A 19,814-nucleotide genomic window follows, 5' to 3' on the forward strand; every position below is an offset into this window, starting at 1 on the left:
CGAGAGAGCACCAGCCCGGAAGGGGTGTCCGTGGAGGTTCCGAAGGACCGGCATGACCTCACCGCTGATCAGGACCACCCCTTGCGCGTCGCGCTGCTGTCGTACCGCAGCAAGCCCACCTGCGGCGGCCAAGGCGTCTACCTGCGCCACCTCAGCCGCGAACTGGTCGCGCTCGGCCACAGCGTGGAGGTCTTCTCCGGCCAGCCCTACCCCGAGCTGGACGAAGGCGTCGTGCTCACCAAGGTGCCGAGCCTCGACCTGTACCGCGACGAGGACCCCTTCCGCACGCCGGGCCTCAAGGAGTACCGCGACTGGATCGACCTGCTGGAAGTCGGCACCATGTGGACGGCGGGCTTCCCCGAGCCGCTGACGTTCAGCCTGCGGGCCCTGCGTGAGCTGAAGCGCCGTCAAGGCGACTTCGACGTGGTGCAGGACAACCAGACCCTCGGCTACGGCCTGCTCGGCATCCAGAAGCTGTTCCCCGTGGTCGGCACCATCCACCACCCGATCAGCGTGGACCGGCGCATCGAGCTGAGCGCCGCGCCGCTGCGCAAGAAGCTCTCCATGCGCCGCTGGTACGGCTTCGTGCGCATGCAGAGCATCGTGGCGCCGCGCCTCAGCCCGATCCTCACCGTCAGCGAGTCGAGCCTCGCCGACATCCACCGCGACTTCAACGTGCCGCAGCGCAACATGCGGCTCATCCCCCTCGGCGTGGACACCCGCCACTTCCACCCCCGCCCGCACCTGCCGAAGCGCAAGGGCTCGATCGTGGCCGTGGCGAGCGCCGACTCCCCCATGAAGGGGGTGGCGACGCTGCTGCGCGCCGTCGCCAAGCTCGCCACCGAGCGGGACGTCAACCTGACCGTGGTCAGCAGGCCCACCCCCGGCGGCCCCACCGAGAAACTCGTGCGCGAGCTGGCGCTCGGCGACCGGGTGCGGTTCGTGCACGGCATCTCCGACGACGAGCTCGGCGAGCTGATCGCCACCTCCGAGATCTCCGTGGTGCCGTCGCTGTACGAGGGCTTCTCGCTGCCGGCGGTCGAGCACATGGCCTGCGGCACCCCGCTCGTGGCCAGCCGCACCGGCGCGCTGCCCGAGGTGGTCGGCGACGCCGCGATCCAGGTCGCACCCGGCGACCCCGAGGAACTGGCCGGCGTGCTGCGCCGCCTGCACGACTCGCCGCAGGAACGCGAGCGGGTCGGCAAGGCGGGCTACGACCGGGTCATGGAGCGGTTCACCTGGAACGTCGTGGCCAGGCGGACCGTGGAGGCGTACCGCGAGGCCATCCAGAGGCGAAAGGGGAGCGGTAGGTGCTGACGGTCGACTTCGGGAGGCTCACGGTCGGGCCGGGCCTTCGGGTGCTGGACCTCGGCTGCGGCGGCGGACGGCACGCGTTCGAGGTGCTGCGGCGCGGCGCGGACGTGGTGGCGTTCGACCAGGACGCGGCGGAACTGCAGAGCGTGGCCGTCATGTTCGCCGCCATGGACAAGGCAGGCGAGGTACCGCAAGGCGCGACCGCGGAGACCGTGACGGGGGACGCGCTCGCGATGCCGTTCCCCGACGCGTCGTTCGACCGGGTCATCGCGGCGGAGGTGCTCGAGCACATCCCCGACGACATGGCGGCGATGCGTGAGATCTTCCGGGTGCTGAAGCCCGGCGGCACGGCGGCGGTGACCGTGCCGAGTTTCCTGCCCGAGCGCATCTGCTGGGCCCTGTCGGAGGCGTACCACACGGCGCCTGGCGGCCACGTGCGCATCTACACGCTCGCCGAGCTGAGCGCCAAGTTGAAGGCCACCGGCCTGGAGGTCGGCCCGCACCACCACGCGCACGGCCTGCACTCGCCGTACTGGTGGATCAAGTGCGCGGTCGGCGTGAACGACGACGACCATCCGCTCGCCAAGGCCTACCACCGGCTGCTGGTGTGGGACATCATGAAGCGGCCCGCGGCGACCCGCGTCGCCGAGGCCGTGCTGAACCCGTTGATCGGCAAAAGCGTGGTGATCTACGTTCGGAAGCCGGCATGACGGCAGGCGGCCGGCTCCCCGCGGTACCGGGGGTCATCACCGCCGAGCAGGTCCTCGCCACCGCGCGCAGCATCGCCGCGGTGCAGGAGGACGACGGCGGTGTGCCGTGGCCCGAGGGCCACGTGGACGCGTGGAACCACGTCGAGTGCCTGATGGCGATGTCGGTGGCCGGCCTCACCGCCGAGGTCCGCGCCGGGTACGACTGGCTGGTGCGCCACCAGCGTTCCGACGGCTCATGGCCGCGCAAGGTCGTGCGCGGCCGGACCGCCGAGGCGGCCGGGGAGAGCAACCACGCGGCGTACCTCGCGGTCGGGGTGTGGCACGAGCTGCTGGTCACCGGGGACGAGGACTTCGCGCGCCGCATGTGGCCCGCCGTCCGCCGCGCCATGGATTTCGTGGTGGGATTGCAGACGGCGCGCGGCGAGGTCATCTGGCAGCGCACCGCGACGGGTGAGCCGGCCGGGTTCGCGCTGCTGACCGGCTGTTCGTCCGTCTACCAGGCGATGCGCTGCGGCGTGCTGCTCGGCGAGCACCTCGGCGCGCCGCAGCCGGACTGGGAACTCGCGGCCGGACAGCTCGGTCACGTCCTCGCGGCGCACCCCGAGGCGTTCGCCGACAAGAGCCGCTTCTCGATGGACTGGTACTACCCGGTGCTCGGCGGCGCGGTGCGCGGCGCGCAGGCGCGCGAGCGGCTGGCCGAGCGCTGGGACACGTTCGTGGTGCCGGGGCTCGGCGCGCGGTGCGTGTCGGACCAGCCGTGGGTGACGGCCGCGGAGTCGTGCGAGCTGGTGCTGACGCTGGACGCGCTCGGGGACGCCGAGCGCGCGCACGCGTTGTTCCGGGACGTGCAGCACATGCGGCACGAGGACGGCTCGTACTGGACGGGCTGGCAGTTCGCCAACCGCGCGTGGTTCCCGCACGAGCAGTCGGCCTACACGGCGGCCGCCGTGGTGCTGGCCGCCGACGCGCTGTCCGGCGCCACACCGGCCGCGGCGCTGTTCAGGGACGCCGGTCCCTACACGCTGCCGGTCACCGACCCGGCCACCTGCGGCTGCTCCACCACGCCGAGCCGCGCCTAGCCGGCGCGCTGAAGCACCCGCAGCGACCCTTCGGCCCTGACCTCGCGGTACTCGCCGGTGGCCAGCGCGCGCTGGTAGACGCGGTAGGGGCCCTGGCCGCCGTCGGCGGGGTCGGGGTAGATGTCGTGGAACACCAGCGCGCCGCCTGGCATGACGTGCGGGGCCCAGCCCTCGTAGTCGAGGGTGACCGGCTCCTCCGAATGCGCGCCGTCGATGAACAGCATGGCGAGCGGGGTGTTCCAGTGGCGTGCCACGACCTCCGAGCGGCCGACCACGGCGATGACGGTGTCCTCCAGGCCGGCGGCGGCGATGGTGGAGCGGAAGAACGGCAGGGAGTCCATCTTGCCGAACCGCAGGTCCATCAGCGTCGGGTCGTGGTAGGCCCAGCCGGGCTGGATCTCTTCCGAGCCGCGGTGGTGGTCCACGGTGAACACGACCGTGCCGTGCTCGCGGGCCGCCGCGCCGAGGTACACGGCGGACTTGCCGCAGTAGGTGCCGATCTCGCAGATGGGCCCGCGCTCGGCGTAGGTGTGCGCGGTCTGGAACAGCGCCAGGCCTTCAGGCGGGGGCATGAAGCCTTTGGCCCGTTCGGCCGCGTGCCGCAGCTCGGCCGGCAAGGTCGGATAAGTCATCGTTTTCCCCTGTGGACGGCAACGGGGCAGCACCCTACCCGTCCGCCGTCCCTCCACTCGCGGGGACCCCCGGCAAGATCGGATTTGTCCCGAACAATATTCCGGCAGCCCTTGCCACCCCTGGTGGAACGTGTTCTACTTCCTGGGTGAACCAGCGTGCCCGCATCGCGATGAGCGACGACGAGGTGGCCGACCACCTCAGACAGTGCCGCAAGCTCCAGCTCGGCACCGTCAACCCCGACGGGACGCCGCACCTGGTGACGATGTTCTACGGCCTGATCGACGGCCGCATCGCCTTCTGGACGTACGGCAAGGCGCAGAAGCGGCGCAACATCGACCGCGACCCCCGGGTGAGCTGCCTCGTCGAGACCGGCGACGACTACTTCGACCTGCGCGGCGTGCTCGTCTACGGCACCGCGCGCCTGGTCGACGCGCCGGCCGGCGTGCTCGGCGCCGGCCTGGAGATCACCCGGCGCATGGCACGCCTCCCCGACGACGACCCCGCCGAGGAGCTGCGCGGCTACGTCGAGCACACCGGCCGCAAGAGGGTGGCCTACCTCGTCGAGCCGACACGCGTGGTCTCCTGGGACCACCGCAAGCTGACCGCACCCGCCACGGCCTAGTCTCACCTTCATCCGCATCCACGCCAGGAGGGGCACAGATGAAGATAAAGGTCGACTACGACGTGTGCGAGGCGAACGCCGTCTGCATGGGCCTCGCGCCGGAGGTCTTCGAGGTGGACGACGACGACAACCTGCACGTGCTGCTCCCCGAGCCGCCGCCGGAGATGCTCGACCGCGTGCGCCACGCGGTCCGTTCCTGCCCCAAAGCCGCGCTCTCCCTGGAAGAGGAGTAGCACGTCCCCATTAGGAGGTCCTTCATGCGAGCCGCGATGCTGCACGCCGTCGGGGATGACAAGCTCGACATCCGCGACGACTTCACCCTCGCCCCCGTGGGTGCCACGGACGTCCGCGTGAAGATCAAGGCGACCGGGGTCTGCCACTCCGACCTGTCGGTGATGACGGGCCTGCTGCCGATGCCGCTGCCTGTGGTGCTCGGCCACGAAGGCGCCGGCGAGGTCGTCGAGGTCGGCGACCAGGTCACCTCGGTCGCTCCCGGCGACCACGTCGTCGTCAACTGGACGCCGGCGTGCGGCGCGTGCGACCGCTGCGTCGGCGGCCAGCCGTACCTGTGCATGCACTACGTCATGGAGAGCTTCACACTGCCGAGGTTCCGGTACGGCGGGGAGACCCCGGCGTTCGGCATGGTGGGGTGCGGCACCTGGGCCGAGGAGATCGTCGTGCCGTGGCAGGGGGCCATCAAGATCGACCCCGAGGTGCCGTACGAGGTCGCGGCGCTCATCGGCTGCGGCATCACCACCGGCGTCGGCGCGGTGGTCAACACGGCCAAACTGCGGCCCGGCGCCACGGCCGTGGTGATCGGCTGCGGCGGCGTCGGCCTGTCGGTGATCCAGGGGGCCCGGCTGTCCGGCGCCACCACGATCCTCGCGGTCGACCCCCTGACGTCCAAGCACGCGCTCGCCAAGAAGGTCGGCGCCACCGACGCCTGCACCCCCGAGCAGCTGACGGAGGCCGTGGCGTCGCTCACCGGCGGCCAGGGCTTCGACTACGGCTTCGAGGTGGTCGGCAGATCGCAGACCATCCTCGCGGCCTGGCAGGCCACGCGCAGAGGCGGCGACGTGGTCGTCGTGGGGGCCGGCGCCATGGACGACATGGTGTCGCTGTCGGCGTTCAACCTGATGTTCGACGGCAAGACGCTGCACGGCTCGCTGTACGGCGACAGCGACGTGCGCCGCGACTTCCCGCTGTTCGCCGGGCTGTGGAAGGCCGGCAAGCTGGACCTGGAGAGCATGATCAGCTCACGGATCCGGCTCGGCGACCTCAACGACGCCGTGGCGGCGCTGCGCGGCGGCGAGGTGCTGCGGCAGATCGTGGTCTTCGACTAGGGAACGCCACAGCCGGCCCACCGGAGCAGGGAGGACCGGCCGGACGGTGAACGGCGGCCGCCGGGGATGAACCGGCGGCCGCCGTCGTCATCGAGCGCTCACTCCGAGGAGAACGCCGCGTCGAAGGCGGCGGTCGGCGGGGTGATCGCGTTGAGGGTGCGGATGTAGGCGAGGGCCTCGGGAGCACCGGACAGGCGGTCCATGCCGGCGTCCTCCCACTCGATCGAGATGGGGCCGTCGTAGCCGATCGAGTTGAGCGCGCGGAAGCAGTCCTCCCACGGCACGTCACCCCGGCCGGTCGACACGAAGTCCCAGCCCCTGCGCAGGTCGGCCCACGGCAGGTGCGACGACAGCCGGCCGCGGCGGCCGTCGCCGGTGCGCACCTTGGCGTCCTTGCAGTCCACGTGGTAGATCCGGTCGGCGAAGTCGAGGATGAACCCGGCGGGGTCCAGCTCCTGCCACACCATGTGCGAGGGGTCCCAGTTGAGGCCGAACGCCGGACGGTGCCCGATGGCCTCCAGGGTGCGCACGGTGGTGTGGTAGTCGTAGGCGATCTCGCTCGGGTGCACCTCGTGCGCGAAGCGCACCCCGACCTCGTCGTACACGTCGAGGATCGGGTTCCAGCGGTCGGCGAAGTCCTGGTAGCCCGCGTCGATCATCGACGGGGACACCGGCGGGAACATCGCGACGGTGTGCCAGATGGACGAGCCGGTGAAGCCCACCACGGTGTTCACGCCGAGCTTGGCCGCGGCGCGCGCGGTGTCCTTCATCTCCTCCGCCGCGTTGCGCCGCACCTCCTCGGCGTCGCCGGAGCCCCAGATGCGGGACGGCAGGATGCCCTTGTGGCGCTCGTCGATCGGGTTGTCGCAGACCGCCTGCCCGACCAGGTGGTTGGAGATCGTCCAGACCTTCAGGCCGTGCTTCTCGAGCAGCTCCAGCTTGCGCGGGATGTAGGAGTCGTCGGCCAGGGCCTTGTCGACCTCGAAGTGGTCACCCCAGCAGGCGAGCTCGAGTCCGTCGTATCCCCACTCCCCTGCCAGGCGGCACACCTCCTCGAACGGCAGGTCGGCCCACTGGCCGGTGAACAGGGTGATCGGTCGCGTCATTGTCCGCTCCTTAAGGATCTCGTCGGTGGTGGACGGCGGCGGTCAGCCGTCGACCGTGGTCCAGCGGCTGTCGTCGGCCGCGCTGCGCTCGACCGCGGCGAGCACCCGCTGCACCCGCAGCCCGTCGGCGAACGACGGCGCGGGGTCGGTGCCGTTGCCGACCGCCTCAAGGAAGTCCTTCACCTCGTGGGTGAACGTGTGCTCGTACCCGAGGCCGTGACCGGGGGGCCACCAGGCGCCGGCGTACGGGTGACCGGACTCGGTCACGTAGATCCGCCGGAACCCGGCCTCCTCGGCCTGGAGGTTCTGGTCGTAGAACCACAGCTCGTTCATCGACTCGAAGTCGAAGGCGATGCTGCCGAGCGAACCGTTCACCTCGATCCGCATGGCGTTCTTGCGGCCGGTGGCGAACCGGGTGGCCTCGAACGACGCGACCGCGCCACCCGACATCCTGGCGGTGAACAGCGCGGCGTCGTCCACGGTGACCTCACCGGTCGCGCCACCGCCACCGGCGGCGCTGAGGCCCGCGGACTCCTCGGCGAGCGGACGCCGCTTGACGAACGTCTCGGTGAGGCCGGAGACACCGGTGATGAGCTGGCCGGTGATGAACTGCGCGGTGTCGACGATGTGCGAGGCGATGTCGCCGAGCGCGCCGGAACCCGCCTTGTCCTTCTGCAGCCGCCACACCAGCGGGAACTCCGGATCGGTGATCCAGTCCTGCAGGTACTGCGCGCGTACGTGGCGGATCTCGCCGATGCGGCCCTCGGCGACCATCTGACGGGCCAGGGCCACGGCGGGCACCCGGCGGTAGTTGAAGGCGACCATGCTGCGCACGCCGCGCGCGGCGGCACGCTCGGCGACGGCCACCATCGCCTCGGCCTCCTCGACGGTGTTGGCCAGCGGCTTCTCGCACAGGACGTGCTTGCCGGCCTCCAGCGCCGCGATGGCGATCTCGGCGTGTGAGTCACCCGGCGTGCAGATGTCCACGATGTGGACGTCCTCGCGCTTGATGAGCTCCTTCCAGTCGGTCTCCACCGCCGCCCAGCCGAGCTGGGCGGCGGCGGCGGCCGTGCGTTCCGCGGAACGTCCCGACAGGACCGCCATGACCGGAGCGACCGGCAGGTCGAAGAACGCGCCGACGGCACGCCATGCCTGCGAGTGCACGCGTCCCATGAACGCGTAGCCGACCATGCCGACCCCGAGCGCCGGCCTTGAGTCAGTCACGAGTAACCCCGATTCTCTAGGATTCGAAGCCCAGGGGCAGGTACTGGGCGGCGTTGTCCTTGGTGATGGTCTCCGACGCCAGGGTGATCGACTGGGGAACCTGCTGCTCCACCAGGTCGCTCATGCCCTTGCCCTGCGCGATCAGACGAGCCAGCTTGATCGCCGACGACGCCATCGTCGGGCTGTAGGTCACCGTCGCCTTCAGCACACCACTGTCGGCCTGGATGTCCCGCATCGCGTTCGCCGACCCCGCACCACCGACCATGAAGAACTCATCCCGACCGGCCTCCTTGATCGCCGCCAGCACACCGATGCCCTGGTCGTCGTCGTGGTTCCAGATCGCATCGATCTTCTTGTGCGCCTGCAGCAGATTGCTCGCCACCTGCGTCCCCGACTCCACCGTGAACTTCGCGTCCTGCTGCGCGGTCACACTGAACCCGTAGGTCTTCAGCGCATCGGCGAACCCCTTGCTGCGATCCTGCGTCAACGGCAGCGTCGCGATCCCCTGGATCTCCAGGATCACCGGATTCGACACCCCCGCCTGCTTCAGCCGGTCACCGATGAAATGACCCGCCGCCACCCCCATGCCGTAGTTGTCCCCGCCGATCCACGTCCGGTACGACAACTTGTCCGGGAACACCCGGTCCAAATTGATCACCGGGATCCCCGCGTCCGTGGCCCGCCGCGCCACCTGGTTCAACTGCTCACCATCGTTCGGCAGAATCACCAGCGCGTTCACCTTCGCCTGGATCAGCGACTCCACCGCCGAGATCTGCTGGTTGATGTCATTGGTCGGCTCGACCGGCTTGAACTCCACATCGCTGTACTGCTTGGCCTGAGCCTCGGCGTTCTTGGCGATCGCCGCGATCCACCCATGGTCCGCCGCCGGAGCCGAGAACCCGATGACGACCTTCTCACCCGGCTGATCATTGTCGGTACCCGCCGTCGTCGCCTGCGGAGCAGCCGAACTCGGAGCCGCAGCCGGCTCATTACTTGTGCACGCCGTGACCAGCGCACCTGCTCCGACCACGGCCCCGCTGACGAGGAAACCCCGCCTGCCGACGCGCTTCTCCATAGTGTCTTGCTCCTGTTCCGGGGTTGAGAGAGGAACCCTTGAGGGTGAATTTCGCTATTGATTCGTCTTCAGTTGATCGCCGGGAGCCGGCGGCCCCCGGCCGCGGGGTCCCCGCGGCCGTACGGCGGTGTCCGCCGGTCCTGGCGTCGCGCCGGAGCCCGGCTAAGTAGGTGTGTTCAGGCTGCGCCGCTGGAGGAGCACGGCGATCACGATGATCAAGCCCTTGGCGATGAGCTGGTCGCTGGTGTTGAGGCCGTTCAGGATGAACAGGTTGGTGATCACCGTGAAGATCAGCAGGCCGAGGATCGAGCCGATGATCGTGCCCCGGCCGCCGGTGAGCAGCGTGCCGCCGATGATGACGGCGGCGATGGCGTCCAGCTCGTAGAGGTCGCCATGGGTGCTGGAACCGGTGGTGGTGCGCGCCATGATCAGGATGGCGGCGATGCCACAGCACAGGCCGGAGAGCGCGTAAAGGATCAGGGTGTGCCGCCGCACGTTGATGCCGGCGAGGCGCGCCGCCTCGGGGTTGCCGCCGACCGCGTACGTGCGGCGGCCGAACGTCGTGCGGTTGAGCACCAGCCAGCCGACCGCCACCACCAGCGCGAAGATGTACACCAGCAGCGGCAGGCCGAACACCCGGGTGGTCGACAGCTCCACGAGCGCGGAGTTGTCGGGCTGGACGAGCTGGGTCCTGCGGTCCGACATGCGCTGCGCGAGGCCGCGCGCGGCCACCAGCATCGCGAGGGTGGCGATGAACGGCACCATGCGGCCGTAGGAGATCAGGAAGCCGTTGAGCAGGCCCGCTCCGGTGCCGACCGCGATGGCGCAGATCGCCATGACGACCGGCCCGTACGCCTGCGTGGCGAGCGTCGTGGCCCACACCGACGCCAGCGCCATGATCGCGCCGACCGACAGGTCGATGCCGCCGCCGATGATGACGAACGTCATGCCGACGGTGATGACACCGATCGTGGCGGCCAGGGCCAGGATGCTGACGAAGTTGGAGGAGGTCGCGAACGTGTCCGGCACGGTCACGAGGCCGACCACGGCCAGCAGCACCAGCGCCACCACCAGGCCGAGGTGGCGGGCCTGTCCGATGCCGCCGAGCAGGCTCGACGCGGTGGCGGGGCGGCGTGCGGCCACCTTGGTCTGCGGAGTGTCGTGCGGGGTGTCATCTGGCGTACCGGAACCGGTACGCAGGTCCCGGGTGCCGTCCTGCGGCGTCACAACGCGCTCCCTTCCATGATCATGTCAAGCACGCGGGGCTCGTCGAGCTCGCGGGCGTCCGATTCGTGAATGACCCGGCCCTCTCGGAGGACCAGGACCCGGTCGGCGAGCCCGAGCACCTCGGGAACCTCGCTGGAGACCAGTAGGACGCCGACGCCCTCGTCGGCGAGCCGCCGGATCACGGCGTAAAGCTCCGCGCGCGCGCCGACGTCGACGCCGCGCGTGGGTTCGTCCAGCAGCAGGAGCTTGCGGCCCTCGACCAGCCAGCGCGCGAAGATCGCCTTCTGCTGGTTGCCACCGGACAGGGTGCGCACCGGCCGACGGTGGTCGGGGGGACGGATGTCCACGGTCCGCACCAGCCGTTCGGCCTCCTGGCGCTCGGCGCGGCGGTCCACCCAGCCGAGTCTTGAGTACTTCCCGAGGCCGGCGATGGTGATGTTGCGACCCACCGACTCGTTCATCAGCAGCGCCTGCGCCTTGCGCTCCTCAGGGGCGAGTCCCATGCCGAGCCGCACCGCTCTGGTCGTGCTGCCGGGCCGCACCGGCTCGCCGGACAGCAGCACCCTGCCGGTGACGGGACGGCGCGCGCCGTACACCGCCTCGATGATCTCCGAGCGGCCCGATCCGACCAGGCCGGCCAGCCCCACGATCTCCCCCTCGCGCACGGTCAGCGACACGTCCTTGACGTGTCCGGGGACCGTGATCCCCTCGACGCGCAGCACCTCGGGCCTGCCGTCGTGCGCGCCTGGCGCGGGACGCTTCGGGAAGACGTACTCCACGTCCCGGCCGGTCATCAGCGACACGACGCGGGAGGTCGGGGTGTCACGCGCCGGCAGGCCCACGGCGGCGGTCCGGCCGTCCTTGAGCACCGTCACGCGGTCGCCGATCTCGCGGATCTCCTCCAGGCGGTGGGAGATGTAGACGACCGCCACACCCTGCTGGGTGAGATCCCTGATCACGCGGAACAGGTTGGCCACCTCGTCGTGCGCGAGCGCGGCCGACGGCTCGTCCATGATGATCAGCCGTACGTCGTGGGACAGCGCTCGGGCCATGCTGACGATCTGCATGCCGGCCGCGGACAGCCGTCCCACCTCGGTCGTGGGCTTGATCTCGCCGTGGCCGAGGCGGCCGAGCAGCTCGGCCGCGGCGCGGTTCATGCCGCTCCTGCGGGTGAAGCCCAGCCTGGCGCGCTCGTGGCCGAGGAAGATGTTCTCCGCGACCGACAGGCCCGCCACCAGGTCCAGTTCCTGGTAGATGGTCGCGATACCCGCCTTGATGGCCGCGATCGGGCTCGTGAACCGCACCTCCTCGCCGCCGAAGGTGATGGTTCCCTCGTCCGGCTGGTGCGCTCCGGCGAGGATCTTGATGAGAGTCGACTTACCGGCGCCGTTCTGGCCGAGCAGGCAGTGCACCTCGCCTGCGCGGACGTCCAGGTCCACGCCGTCCAGGGCGCGCACGCCGGGAAATTGCTTGACGATGCCTCGCATGACCAGCAGGTCGCTCACGGGGCCTCCGGGTGGGGTCCTAGTAGGGGGACGATGGTTCCTGGCACCGGGGTGCCGTGGAGCTATTGCACAGAGAAGACGTGATCGCTGATCAGTCGTGCACCGCCGATGACGCCGGCGGTGTCTCCTAATTCGGACAGGACGATCGGCAGGTTCCCGGTGGCGAGCGGGAGTGACCTGCGGTAGATGACGCTTCTGATCTCCGCGAGTAGTACGTGGCCCAAACGGGCCACTCCTCCCGCGATGATCATGAGGCCGGGGTTGAAGAAGCTGACGAGCCCGGCGAGCACCTGGCCCGCCTGCCGTCCGCCGTCCCTGATGAGCTGCAAAGCCACAGGGTCCCCGAGCGTCGCCGCGGCGGCGACGTCCTCCGCGGTGAGCGAGCCCACCACGTCGAGACGTTCGGTGAGGTACGGCGAACGCGGCGCGACCCGCACCGCCTCCCTCGCGAGCGCGGCACCGCTGAAGTACGCCTCCAGGCAGCCGGTGTTGCCACAGGTGCAGACCGGCCCCTGATCGTCGACCCGCATGTGCCCGATGTCACCCGCGCTGCCGGACACGCCGCGATAGATCTTGCCGTCGACCACGATGCCGCAGCCGACGCCTGTACCGAACTTGATGAGCAGGAAATCGTCGACCTGACGCGCGAGTCCCGCGTGCAGTTCGCCGAGCGCCATGAGGTTGACGTCGTTGTCGACCTTGCTGGGGCAGCCGAGCTCCTGGCTGACCATGTCCCGGACGGGGAAACGGTCCCAGCCCGGCATGATCGGAGGAGCCACGGGGACACCCTCAGCGAAGCTCACCGGGCCGGGGACCCCGATCCCCGCACCGTTGAGCTGGGTGAACAACCGCTGCTCACGGAGCTTGCGCAGCAGCTCCATCGCGCGGTCCAGCACGCGGGCCGGGCCCTGACGCACGTCGCACTGCTCACTGACGTGACCGAGGATCTCCAGCTCGCCGTTGGTGACCGCGACGTCGATCGACGTCGCGCCGATGTCGATGCCGGCGAAGCGGATGGCCGGTGACAGGCGCACCATGCCGGAGCGGCGTCCGCCCCGGGAGGCGGCCAGCCCCGCCTGCTCCACCAGGCCCACCTCGATGAGGCGGTCCAGCTCCAGGTTCAGTTTGGACCGGGAGAGCTCGACATCGTCCCCGAGTTCCGCGCGCGACCTGCCGCCGTCCCGCAGCAGACGCAACAGCGTCGCCTGATGCAGGTTCTCAGGACGCAGGGGGATCCGCTTCACAGCCACTCCGGGGTTGGGGTGATACGTCCCCGAAGCTAGACCACTTCCGCCACCAGGTGAAGGGCTTTTTGATTGCGATTCATAACTTTCGCCGTTATGGACGAAAGCTTGCTGGCAGTGCGGACAAAAATGACCGGCGGAGTCACGAAACCCCGCCGGTCCAGGTCGTGGACGCCTACAACATCGCGCGCATCGACGCCGCCGCCTGCTCGCCGAGCGTGGTCGGCTGCAGGTGCGGCTCCTCGGTGAGGATCGCCTGCCAGTTCTCCGCGACGGCCTCCGCGGTGAGGTCGTCGGTGTGCCAGCCGGGACCCTCCGCCACGAAGACCCGGGCCACCCGGCCGCCGCCGACGCTGAACACCTCGCCGCTGGTCTCGCAGCTCTCGTGCGCGAGGAACGCCACCACCGGGCTGATCTTGTCGGCGCCGAGTCTCTGCTCCAGTTCGGCCGGCAGCAGCGCCTCGGTCATGCGGGTCCAGGCGATGGGGGCGATGGCGTTGGCCTTGATGCCGGCCCGCGCACCCTCGATGCCGAGGGTCTTGGTCAGTCCGACCAGGCCCATCTTCGCGGTCGAGTAGTTGGCCTGGCCGAAGTTGCCGAACAGCCCCGCCGGCGAGGTCGTGTTGACGATGCGGCCGTACCGCTGCTCCTTCATGTGCGGGAACACCGCGCGGCTGACGAGGAAGGACCCGCGCACGTGCACGGCGAGGACGGAGTCGAAGTCCTCGACCGTCATCTTGCCGAACGACTTGTCCCGCAGGATGCCGGCGTTGTTGACCAGGACGTCCACCCGGCCGAACGCGTCGATCGCCGTACGCACGATCGCCTCGGCCCCCTCAGGCGTGGTCACGCTGTCGGCGCTGGCCACCGCCTCCCCGCCGTTCTTGACGATCAACTCGGCCACGTCCGCGGCCGGCCCCGCCGAGGCGCCACTGCCGTCCAGCGCGCCGCCGATGTCGTTCACGACGACCTTGGCACCGCGTTCGGCGAGGAGCAACGCGTGCGACCTGCCGAGCCCGTGACCCGCTCCGGTCACGATCGCGACCTTCCCGTCGAACCTCAGTTCCGGCATGCCGCCCACCCTTCAGGAGAACAACCTTCTAGTGGTTCCCCACGATAACCCGCCGCACCGCGCGAACCCAGAAACCACCGGCCGTCATGAAATCCGCGGTTCAGCCACCACCCCGCAGCCGCGCGAGACGAGTGGCCATCTCGTTCACCTCGGCACGCTGCGCCACCGCCAACCTGCCGGCGATGTCCTTGGTTGTGCGGTCCTTACCGTCGTCCCGAGCCTTCTCCGCCAGCAGCATGCCGTACCCCGTGTGCCGCGCCAAGGTCGTGAGCCACAGCTTGTCGAAGTCCGCCCCACGCTTCCCCCGAAGCAGCACAAGCTGAGCATCCGTCAACATCCCCGGCATGTCATGCATCGGAGGATTCGCCGCATCAGGAACACTGAAGTCCCACGTCCGCAACCGCTCCGCCAACGCCGCCACCCTGGACGCCTCACCAGCCTTGATCCGGTCCGCGAGTCCGCCGACAAAAGCGTCCTCGCTCCGCCCCTCCACCAGCCCCGCCAACGTGAGCGCCTGCCGATCATGCAGGATCATCTCCCTGCAGAACAGCACATCGGTCAGGTTGTACGGCACATCCGCCTCGGTGACCTCCCGAGGGGCCACCCCCGCCGGCACAGCCGCCGGCACGCCGGCCGCCACCGGCCTCCCGGCGCACCCCGCCAGCGCCAGCATCACCACAACTCCGGCGACCAGCTCACGGCCACCCCTCATCGGCACCTCACTCCACCCGGCGCTCCCGGACACACCGAGATACGCGCCGCACCCCGGCCGCGTTCAACCGATTTCCGGCCCGGCGCGCACAAGACCGGCGGAGGCCGTCCCGCGCGCGGGAAGGCGGACGTACAGCGACGCGCACCCCAGGCTGAGCAGCGCGGTCACCCACCAGGCGAGCGACGGGCCCGTCACGCCGGCCAGCGCGCCGAAACCGGCGGCGCTGAGCGCGGAGCCGACGTGCAACTGCAAGGAGTCCACCGACATCAGGGTCGAGCGGCGGGACGACTCGACCCGTTCGTGCATCAGCGAGACGCGCACCACCTCGGCCACCGCGAGCCCGGCGTACAGCAGGACGTACGCGAAGGCGGCGGACACCACACCCGCGACGCCGGTCACGGCGGCCGTCGCGGCCAGCACGGCGAAGGCGAGAGCCACGCCGGTCATCCCCGCCACCGCGGCGCGCGACGGCCGGCCCATCACCCGCGCCACCCACGGCGAGGCCCATGACCCGAGCGCGGACGCGCCGAAACCGGCCGCGTACACGAGCGCGTACACCGAGCTTCCCGACTCGGCGTCCCCGGTCAGCCCGGCCAGCCGTCCCGGCGTGAACAGCTCGATCACCCCGAGGCCGACGCCGACGGGGAACGCGATCGACACCAGGCGGCGCAGGCCGCCGTCCCGCACGGCGAGCGCCAGCCCGGCGCCGATCGTGACCGGCACGTCGCGCAGCACCGACCGCACCCCAGCACGAGGTCGCGGCGGCTCACCGAGCACGGCGAGCACGACGGCGAGCAGCACCACGGCGGCCCCCGCGCCGCCGAGCGCCGGCACCATCAGGCCGCCTGGCACGACCAAGGGGAGGAAACCGCCGGTCAGGGTGGCGAGGCACAGCGACAGCGAGCCCGCCGCCTCACCGCGGGACAGCCCCGGCCGCAGGTCGGCGTCCGGGCCCGCCGCACGGTGCAGCGTGTCGACGTACCACGCCTGAGCCGGGCCGCTGGACAGCGCGCGCGCCGTCCCCTGGAGCACGGCCCAGCCGAGGAACGGCCAGAACGTGGTGGCCGTGGCCATGAGCACGAGCGCCACCAGGCTGAGCGCCGCCGACACGGCGAGCACCACGCGCCGGCCGACGACGTCGGCCAGGCCGCCGGTCGGGAGTTCGAGCACCACCACGACCATCGAGAACACGGCGGTCACCGTGCCGATCTGCGCGAGCCCGAGACCGCGTGACGTCATGAGCAGCACCGTCGCCGGGGCCGCCAGCCCCGAGGGAAGCCAGGCGAGGAAGCTCACCAGCGTGTACCGCCGTAACGCGGCCCTCGGGGACAGCGCGCCGGGGTGCTTCGGCGTGGGGGCCGGTGGGGCCGGCGGCGGAGCGGGGCCGGGGGAGGTCACCGCGGATACCCCCTCATGGGGAAGGCCGCGGTGTGGACCACGACGCGTTCACGGCCGGGGGCATCGGCGTCGGCGGCCTCCAGTTCGCGCAGGAGCTCCTTGACGCGCTCGTAGAGGAGGGTGACCGAGGCCGGGGTCAGGTAGGCGAAGTCGCCGTACATGCCGGCGGCCTCGATCCACTCGGGGCCGTAGGCGTCGCGTTCGCGCTCGAAGGCGCCGTGGTCGCGGATCAGGACCCGCAGCTGCCGTTCGCGCATGTCACCGGCGGCCTCGCGGCCTTGCGGGGTGGTGTCGAGGTCGGCCTCGTTCCAGGCGGTGTACCGGTGGACGGAGCGCCAGCGGCGCTCGCGTGCGTCCCTGCGGCCGGGGTCCTCTTCGACGAAGCCGTACCTGGCGAGTTGCCGCAGGTGGTAGCTGGTGGAGCCGGAGCTCTCCCCGAACCTTGCGGCCAGTTCTGTGGCGGTGGCGGGACCTTCGACACGCAGCGCGCCGAGCAGGCGCGCGCGCAGCGGATGCGCGACCGCCTTGAGCGCGCGGGGGTCGGTGACCCGGTAGACCTCGGACTCCTCCATATGCCAAAGCTATCTTTGCGAAGTTATCTTTGCAAAGATAGCTTTGGCGTCTGTGCGATGAAAATTTCAGACTTCCTCACCACCATGAGCAGCGCGACGTGCGCCGGACGGGCCAAGGCGCGTCTTGTCACTCCGCGGTCGCGGGTGGTCCATTGACGGCCCGTTGGAGCGTTGGAACCATGCGTGGTCACGACTCCTGTGGGAGCGCTCCCACCCTGACGTACTGGGGAACCCTTCGTGATCAGACCATCCCGGCGGTGGGCGGCTTCGCTCGCCCTGACCGCAGTGGCCACTCTGGCCGCCTCCACTTTGTCCGCACCCGCCACGTACGCGGCAGAGGAGGGACCCGAGCAGATCGTCAACGGGTCCTTCGACAACGGCACCGCACCGTGGTGGACCACGGGCAACCTGACGGCCACCGTGGTCGGCGGGCAGTTCTGCACGGACGTCCCCGGGGGGACGATCAACCCGTGGGACGCCATCATCGGCCAGAACGACATCCCGCTGGTCGCCGGTGAGACCTACGCGTTCAGCATGTTCGCCACGGCAACGCCGCCGCGGGTGGTGCGTGCGCTCGTGCAGATGCCGACGGACCCGTACACGGCCTACCTGGCCGCCAACCCCGAGGTCAGCACCTCAGGCAACACCTACAGCTACACGTTCACCTCGCCGGTCGACCTGCCGAACGCGCAGGTGGTGTTCCAGATCGGCGGCAGCGCCACGCCGTGGCGGTTCTGCCTGGACAACGTGTCGCTCAAGGGTGGCGCGCCGCCGGACGTCTACATCCCCGACACCGGGCCCCGCGTGCGGGTGAACCAGGTGGCGTACCTGACCAAGGGGCCGAAGAACGCGACCGTGGTGACCGAGTCGACGACGGCGCTCCCGTGGCGGCTCAACGACGCGAGCGGCAAGAAGGTCGCGAACGGTCAGACCACGCCGCGTGGCGTTGACGCGAGCTCCGGCCAGAACGTCCACTCGATCGACTTCAGCTCCGTCACCAAGGCCGGCACCGGCTACACGCTGGTGGCGGACGGCGAGACCAGCAGGCCGTTCGACATCGGCAACGGCGCGCCGTACCGCGACCTGCGGCTGGACGCGCTGAAGTTCTACTACACCCAGCGCAGCGGCATCGCGATCGACGACGCGCTGCGGCCCGGGTACGGCAGGCCCGCCGGTCACATCGGTGTGGCGCCGAACCAGGGTGACCTCGACGTGCCGTGCCAGCCCGGCGTCTGCGACTACCGGCTGAACGTCGCCGGCGGCTGGTACGACGCCGGCGACCATGGCAAGTACGTCGTCAACGGCGGAATCTCGGTGGCGCAGCTCATGAGCGAGTTCGAGCGCACCAAGAACGCCGTGACGGCGGGGGCCCTCGGCGACTCCACGCTCGCGCTGCCGGAGAGCGGCAACGGCGTGCCGGACATCTTGGACGAGGCGCGCTGGGAGCAGGAGTTCCTGCTCAAGATGCAGGTGCCGGACGGCAAGCCGTTCGCCGGCATGGCGCACCACAAGATCCACGACCAGAACTGGACCGGCCTGCCCCTGATGCCGCACCTGGACCCGCAGCTTCGTGAGCTGCACCCGGTGAGCACGGCGGCGACCCTCAACCTGGCCGCCACCGCGGCGCAGGCGGCCCGCCTGTTCGCGCCGTACGACGCGGCGTTCGCGGCGCGCAACCTGACCGCCGCGCGCAAGGCATGGGACGCGGCCGTGGCCAACCCGGCCAAGCTCGCCTCCGCCGCGGACGGCACCGGCGGCGGCGCCTACAACGACGACAACGTCGGCGACGAGTTCTACTGGGCCGCGGCGGAGCTGTTCATCACGACCGGTGACGCCAAGTACAAGGACTACCTCCTGGCATCGCCGCTGCACACGTCCGACATCTGGCGCGACCGCGGCTTCGACTGGGGCAGCACCGCCGCGCTCGGCCGTCTCGACCTCGCGACCGTGCCGAACAATCTGCCGGGCCGGGCCGACGTGCGCGCCTCGGTGGTCCAGGGGGCCGAGAAGTACCTCGCCACCCTGAACGCGCACCCGTACGGCATCGCGTACGGCGTGACCGACTACGACTGGGGCTCCAACAACCTGGTGCTGAACAACCTGGTGGTCGTGGCCGCGGCGTACGACCTCACCGGCGAGCGCAAGTACCGCGACGGCGTGCTCCAGGGCATCGACTACATCTTCGGCCGCAACGCGCTCAACATGTCCTACGTCACCGGGTACGGCGAGGTGAACTCGCACAACCAGCACAGCCGCTGGTACGCGCACCAGCTCGACAGCAGCCTGCCGAACCCGCCGAAGGGCACTCTGGCGGGTGGCCCGAACAGCTACATCCAGGACCCGCTGGCCCAGTCGAAGCTGACCGGCTGCGTCGGCCAGTTCTGCTACATCGACGACATCGAGTCCTGGTCGACCAACGAGCTGACGATCAACTGGAACTCGCCGCTGTCGTGGGTCTCGGCGTTCGTCGCCGACCAGGGTGACGGCACGGTGAAGGCGCCTGGCAAGTGCCAGGTCACCTACACCACGCACGGCTCCTGGCCGAGCGGGTTCACCACCCAGGTGACCGTCAAGAACACCGGGACCACGGCCATCGACGGCTGGACGCTCAAGTGGTCGTTCCTCAGTGGCCAGACGACCACGCACTTCTGGAACACCGACATCACGCAGAGCGGCGCCACCGTCAGCGCCAAGAACCTCTCGCACAACAAGAAGATCCTGCCGGGCCAGTCGATCACCTTCGGCTTCAACGGCAACTCCGCACCCGGACCCAACCCCAACCCCGACCTGATCACGCTGAACGGCGCCGCCTGCGCCTGATCCCGGACCGCCGGGCCGCCGCGTCCCCTCGCGGCGGCCCGGCACCGTGACCGCGACTCCACCGACCTCCTCTGTGACCTACGCCACCATGGCCGCGGGGCCACAGCGATACGGCGCCATGGTGAGCATGGCCTCACCCTCCGGACGGGCCACCCCCA

Annotated in this window: 18 protein-coding genes; 7 read left to right on the forward strand and 11 right to left on the reverse strand. The window is 70.2% G+C overall.

Annotated features, from left to right (window positions below):
• The first annotated feature begins 30 nt into the window (after positions 1-30).
• From BJ992_RS27250 to BJ992_RS27260, 3 genes are read left to right on the forward strand one after another with little or no spacing between them, the layout of a single operon-like run.
• Positions 31-1,317, forward strand: a complete 1,287-nt coding sequence (locus BJ992_RS27250; protein WP_343072871.1) for a glycosyltransferase family 4 protein — start codon at positions 31-33, stop codon at positions 1,315-1,317.
• On the forward strand, positions 1,311-2,024 hold the full coding sequence (locus BJ992_RS27255) for a methyltransferase domain-containing protein (protein ID WP_184985800.1): 714 nt from the start codon (positions 1,311-1,313) through the stop codon (positions 2,022-2,024). The genes BJ992_RS27250 and BJ992_RS27255 overlap by 7 nt, the downstream gene beginning before the upstream one ends.
• Positions 2,021-3,103 (forward strand): prenyltransferase, encoded by a 1,083-nt coding sequence (locus tag BJ992_RS27260; protein ID WP_184985802.1) that lies wholly within the window; start codon positions 2,021-2,023, stop codon positions 3,101-3,103. Before BJ992_RS27255 ends, BJ992_RS27260 begins: the two co-directional genes overlap by 4 nt.
• On the opposite strand, the gene BJ992_RS27265 is transcribed toward BJ992_RS27260, so the two are convergent.
• Complete coding sequence (locus tag BJ992_RS27265; RefSeq protein WP_184985804.1) at positions 3,100-3,735, reverse strand: class I SAM-dependent methyltransferase; 636 nt, start codon at positions 3,733-3,735, stop codon at positions 3,100-3,102. The two genes, BJ992_RS27260 and BJ992_RS27265, sit on opposite strands and share 4 nt — an antisense overlap.
• Before the next feature lie 146 nt (positions 3,736-3,881).
• Here BJ992_RS27265 and BJ992_RS27270 point away from each other — a divergent pair, with 146 nt between their 5' ends.
• The 3 genes from BJ992_RS27270 to BJ992_RS27280 are packed head-to-tail and all read left to right on the forward strand — an operon-like array spanning position 3,882 to position 5,701.
• Positions 3,882-4,358 (forward strand): pyridoxamine 5'-phosphate oxidase family protein, encoded by a 477-nt coding sequence (locus BJ992_RS27270; protein WP_184985806.1) that lies wholly within the window; start codon positions 3,882-3,884, stop codon positions 4,356-4,358.
• A gap of 38 nt (positions 4,359-4,396) precedes the next feature.
• Entirely contained in the window at positions 4,397-4,591 is a 195-nt protein-coding gene (locus BJ992_RS27275; protein ID WP_184985808.1) for a ferredoxin, read from the forward strand.
• 24 nt (positions 4,592-4,615) lie between these two features.
• Entirely contained in the window at positions 4,616-5,701 is a 1,086-nt protein-coding gene (locus BJ992_RS27280) for a Zn-dependent alcohol dehydrogenase (protein ID WP_184985810.1), read from the forward strand.
• 98 nt (positions 5,702-5,799) lie between these two features.
• On the opposite strand, the gene BJ992_RS27285 is transcribed toward BJ992_RS27280, so the two are convergent.
• The 10 genes from BJ992_RS27285 to BJ992_RS27330 form a co-directional block, all read right to left on the reverse strand.
• Entirely contained in the window at positions 5,800-6,807 is a 1,008-nt protein-coding gene (locus BJ992_RS27285) for a sugar phosphate isomerase/epimerase family protein (protein ID WP_184985812.1), read from the reverse strand.
• Positions 6,808-6,849: 42 nt separating this feature from the next.
• A complete protein-coding gene (locus BJ992_RS27290) occupies positions 6,850-8,031 on the reverse strand; it encodes a Gfo/Idh/MocA family protein (protein ID WP_343072872.1) in 1,182 nt (393 codons plus the stop codon).
• A gap of 16 nt (positions 8,032-8,047) precedes the next feature.
• Positions 8,048-9,106, reverse strand: coding sequence for an ABC transporter substrate-binding protein (locus BJ992_RS27295; protein WP_184985814.1), 1,059 nt, complete (start codon positions 9,104-9,106; stop codon positions 8,048-8,050).
• A 162-nt stretch (positions 9,107-9,268) separates the two neighbouring features.
• The gene (locus BJ992_RS27300) at positions 9,269-10,333 is read right to left on the reverse strand and encodes an ABC transporter permease (protein ID WP_343072873.1); all 1,065 of its coding nucleotides are present in this window, start codon (positions 10,331-10,333) and stop codon (positions 9,269-9,271) included.
• Positions 10,330-11,838: a sugar ABC transporter ATP-binding protein gene (locus BJ992_RS27305; protein WP_343072874.1), complete on the reverse strand. Its 1,509-nt coding sequence runs from the start codon at positions 11,836-11,838 to the stop codon at positions 10,330-10,332. The genes BJ992_RS27300 and BJ992_RS27305 overlap by 4 nt, the downstream gene beginning before the upstream one ends.
• A 62-nt stretch (positions 11,839-11,900) precedes the next feature.
• Positions 11,901-13,082: an ROK family transcriptional regulator gene (locus BJ992_RS27310; protein ID WP_343072875.1), complete on the reverse strand. Its 1,182-nt coding sequence runs from the start codon at positions 13,080-13,082 to the stop codon at positions 11,901-11,903.
• Positions 13,083-13,257: 175 nt separating this feature from the next.
• Positions 13,258-14,154 (reverse strand): SDR family oxidoreductase, encoded by an 897-nt coding sequence (locus BJ992_RS27315; RefSeq protein WP_184985816.1) that lies wholly within the window; start codon positions 14,152-14,154, stop codon positions 13,258-13,260.
• A 100-nt stretch (positions 14,155-14,254) separates the two neighbouring features.
• Positions 14,255-14,866 carry a DUF305 domain-containing protein gene (locus tag BJ992_RS27320; RefSeq protein ID WP_184985818.1) on the reverse strand — a complete coding sequence of 204 codons (612 nt, stop codon included), beginning with the start codon at positions 14,864-14,866 and terminating at the stop codon, positions 14,255-14,257.
• A 63-nt stretch (positions 14,867-14,929) separates the two neighbouring features.
• Positions 14,930-16,264 carry an MFS transporter gene (locus BJ992_RS27325; protein WP_184985820.1) on the reverse strand — a complete coding sequence of 445 codons (1,335 nt, stop codon included), beginning with the start codon at positions 16,262-16,264 and terminating at the stop codon, positions 14,930-14,932.
• On the reverse strand, positions 16,261-16,836 hold the full coding sequence (locus BJ992_RS27330; protein WP_184985822.1) for a winged helix-turn-helix domain-containing protein: 576 nt from the start codon (positions 16,834-16,836) through the stop codon (positions 16,261-16,263). Before BJ992_RS27330 ends, BJ992_RS27325 begins: the two co-directional genes overlap by 4 nt.
• A gap of 285 nt (positions 16,837-17,121) precedes the next feature.
• Between BJ992_RS27330 and BJ992_RS27335 the strand changes: the two genes are divergently transcribed.
• A complete protein-coding gene (locus BJ992_RS27335) occupies positions 17,122-19,656 on the forward strand; it encodes a glycoside hydrolase family 9 protein (RefSeq protein WP_343072876.1) in 2,535 nt (844 codons plus the stop codon).
• The last annotated feature ends 158 nt before the right edge of the window (positions 19,657-19,814 follow it).

Source organism: Sphaerisporangium rubeum (genome assembly GCF_014207705.1).
GTDB classification, from domain to species: domain Bacteria; phylum Actinomycetota; class Actinomycetes; order Streptosporangiales; family Streptosporangiaceae; genus Sphaerisporangium; species Sphaerisporangium rubeum.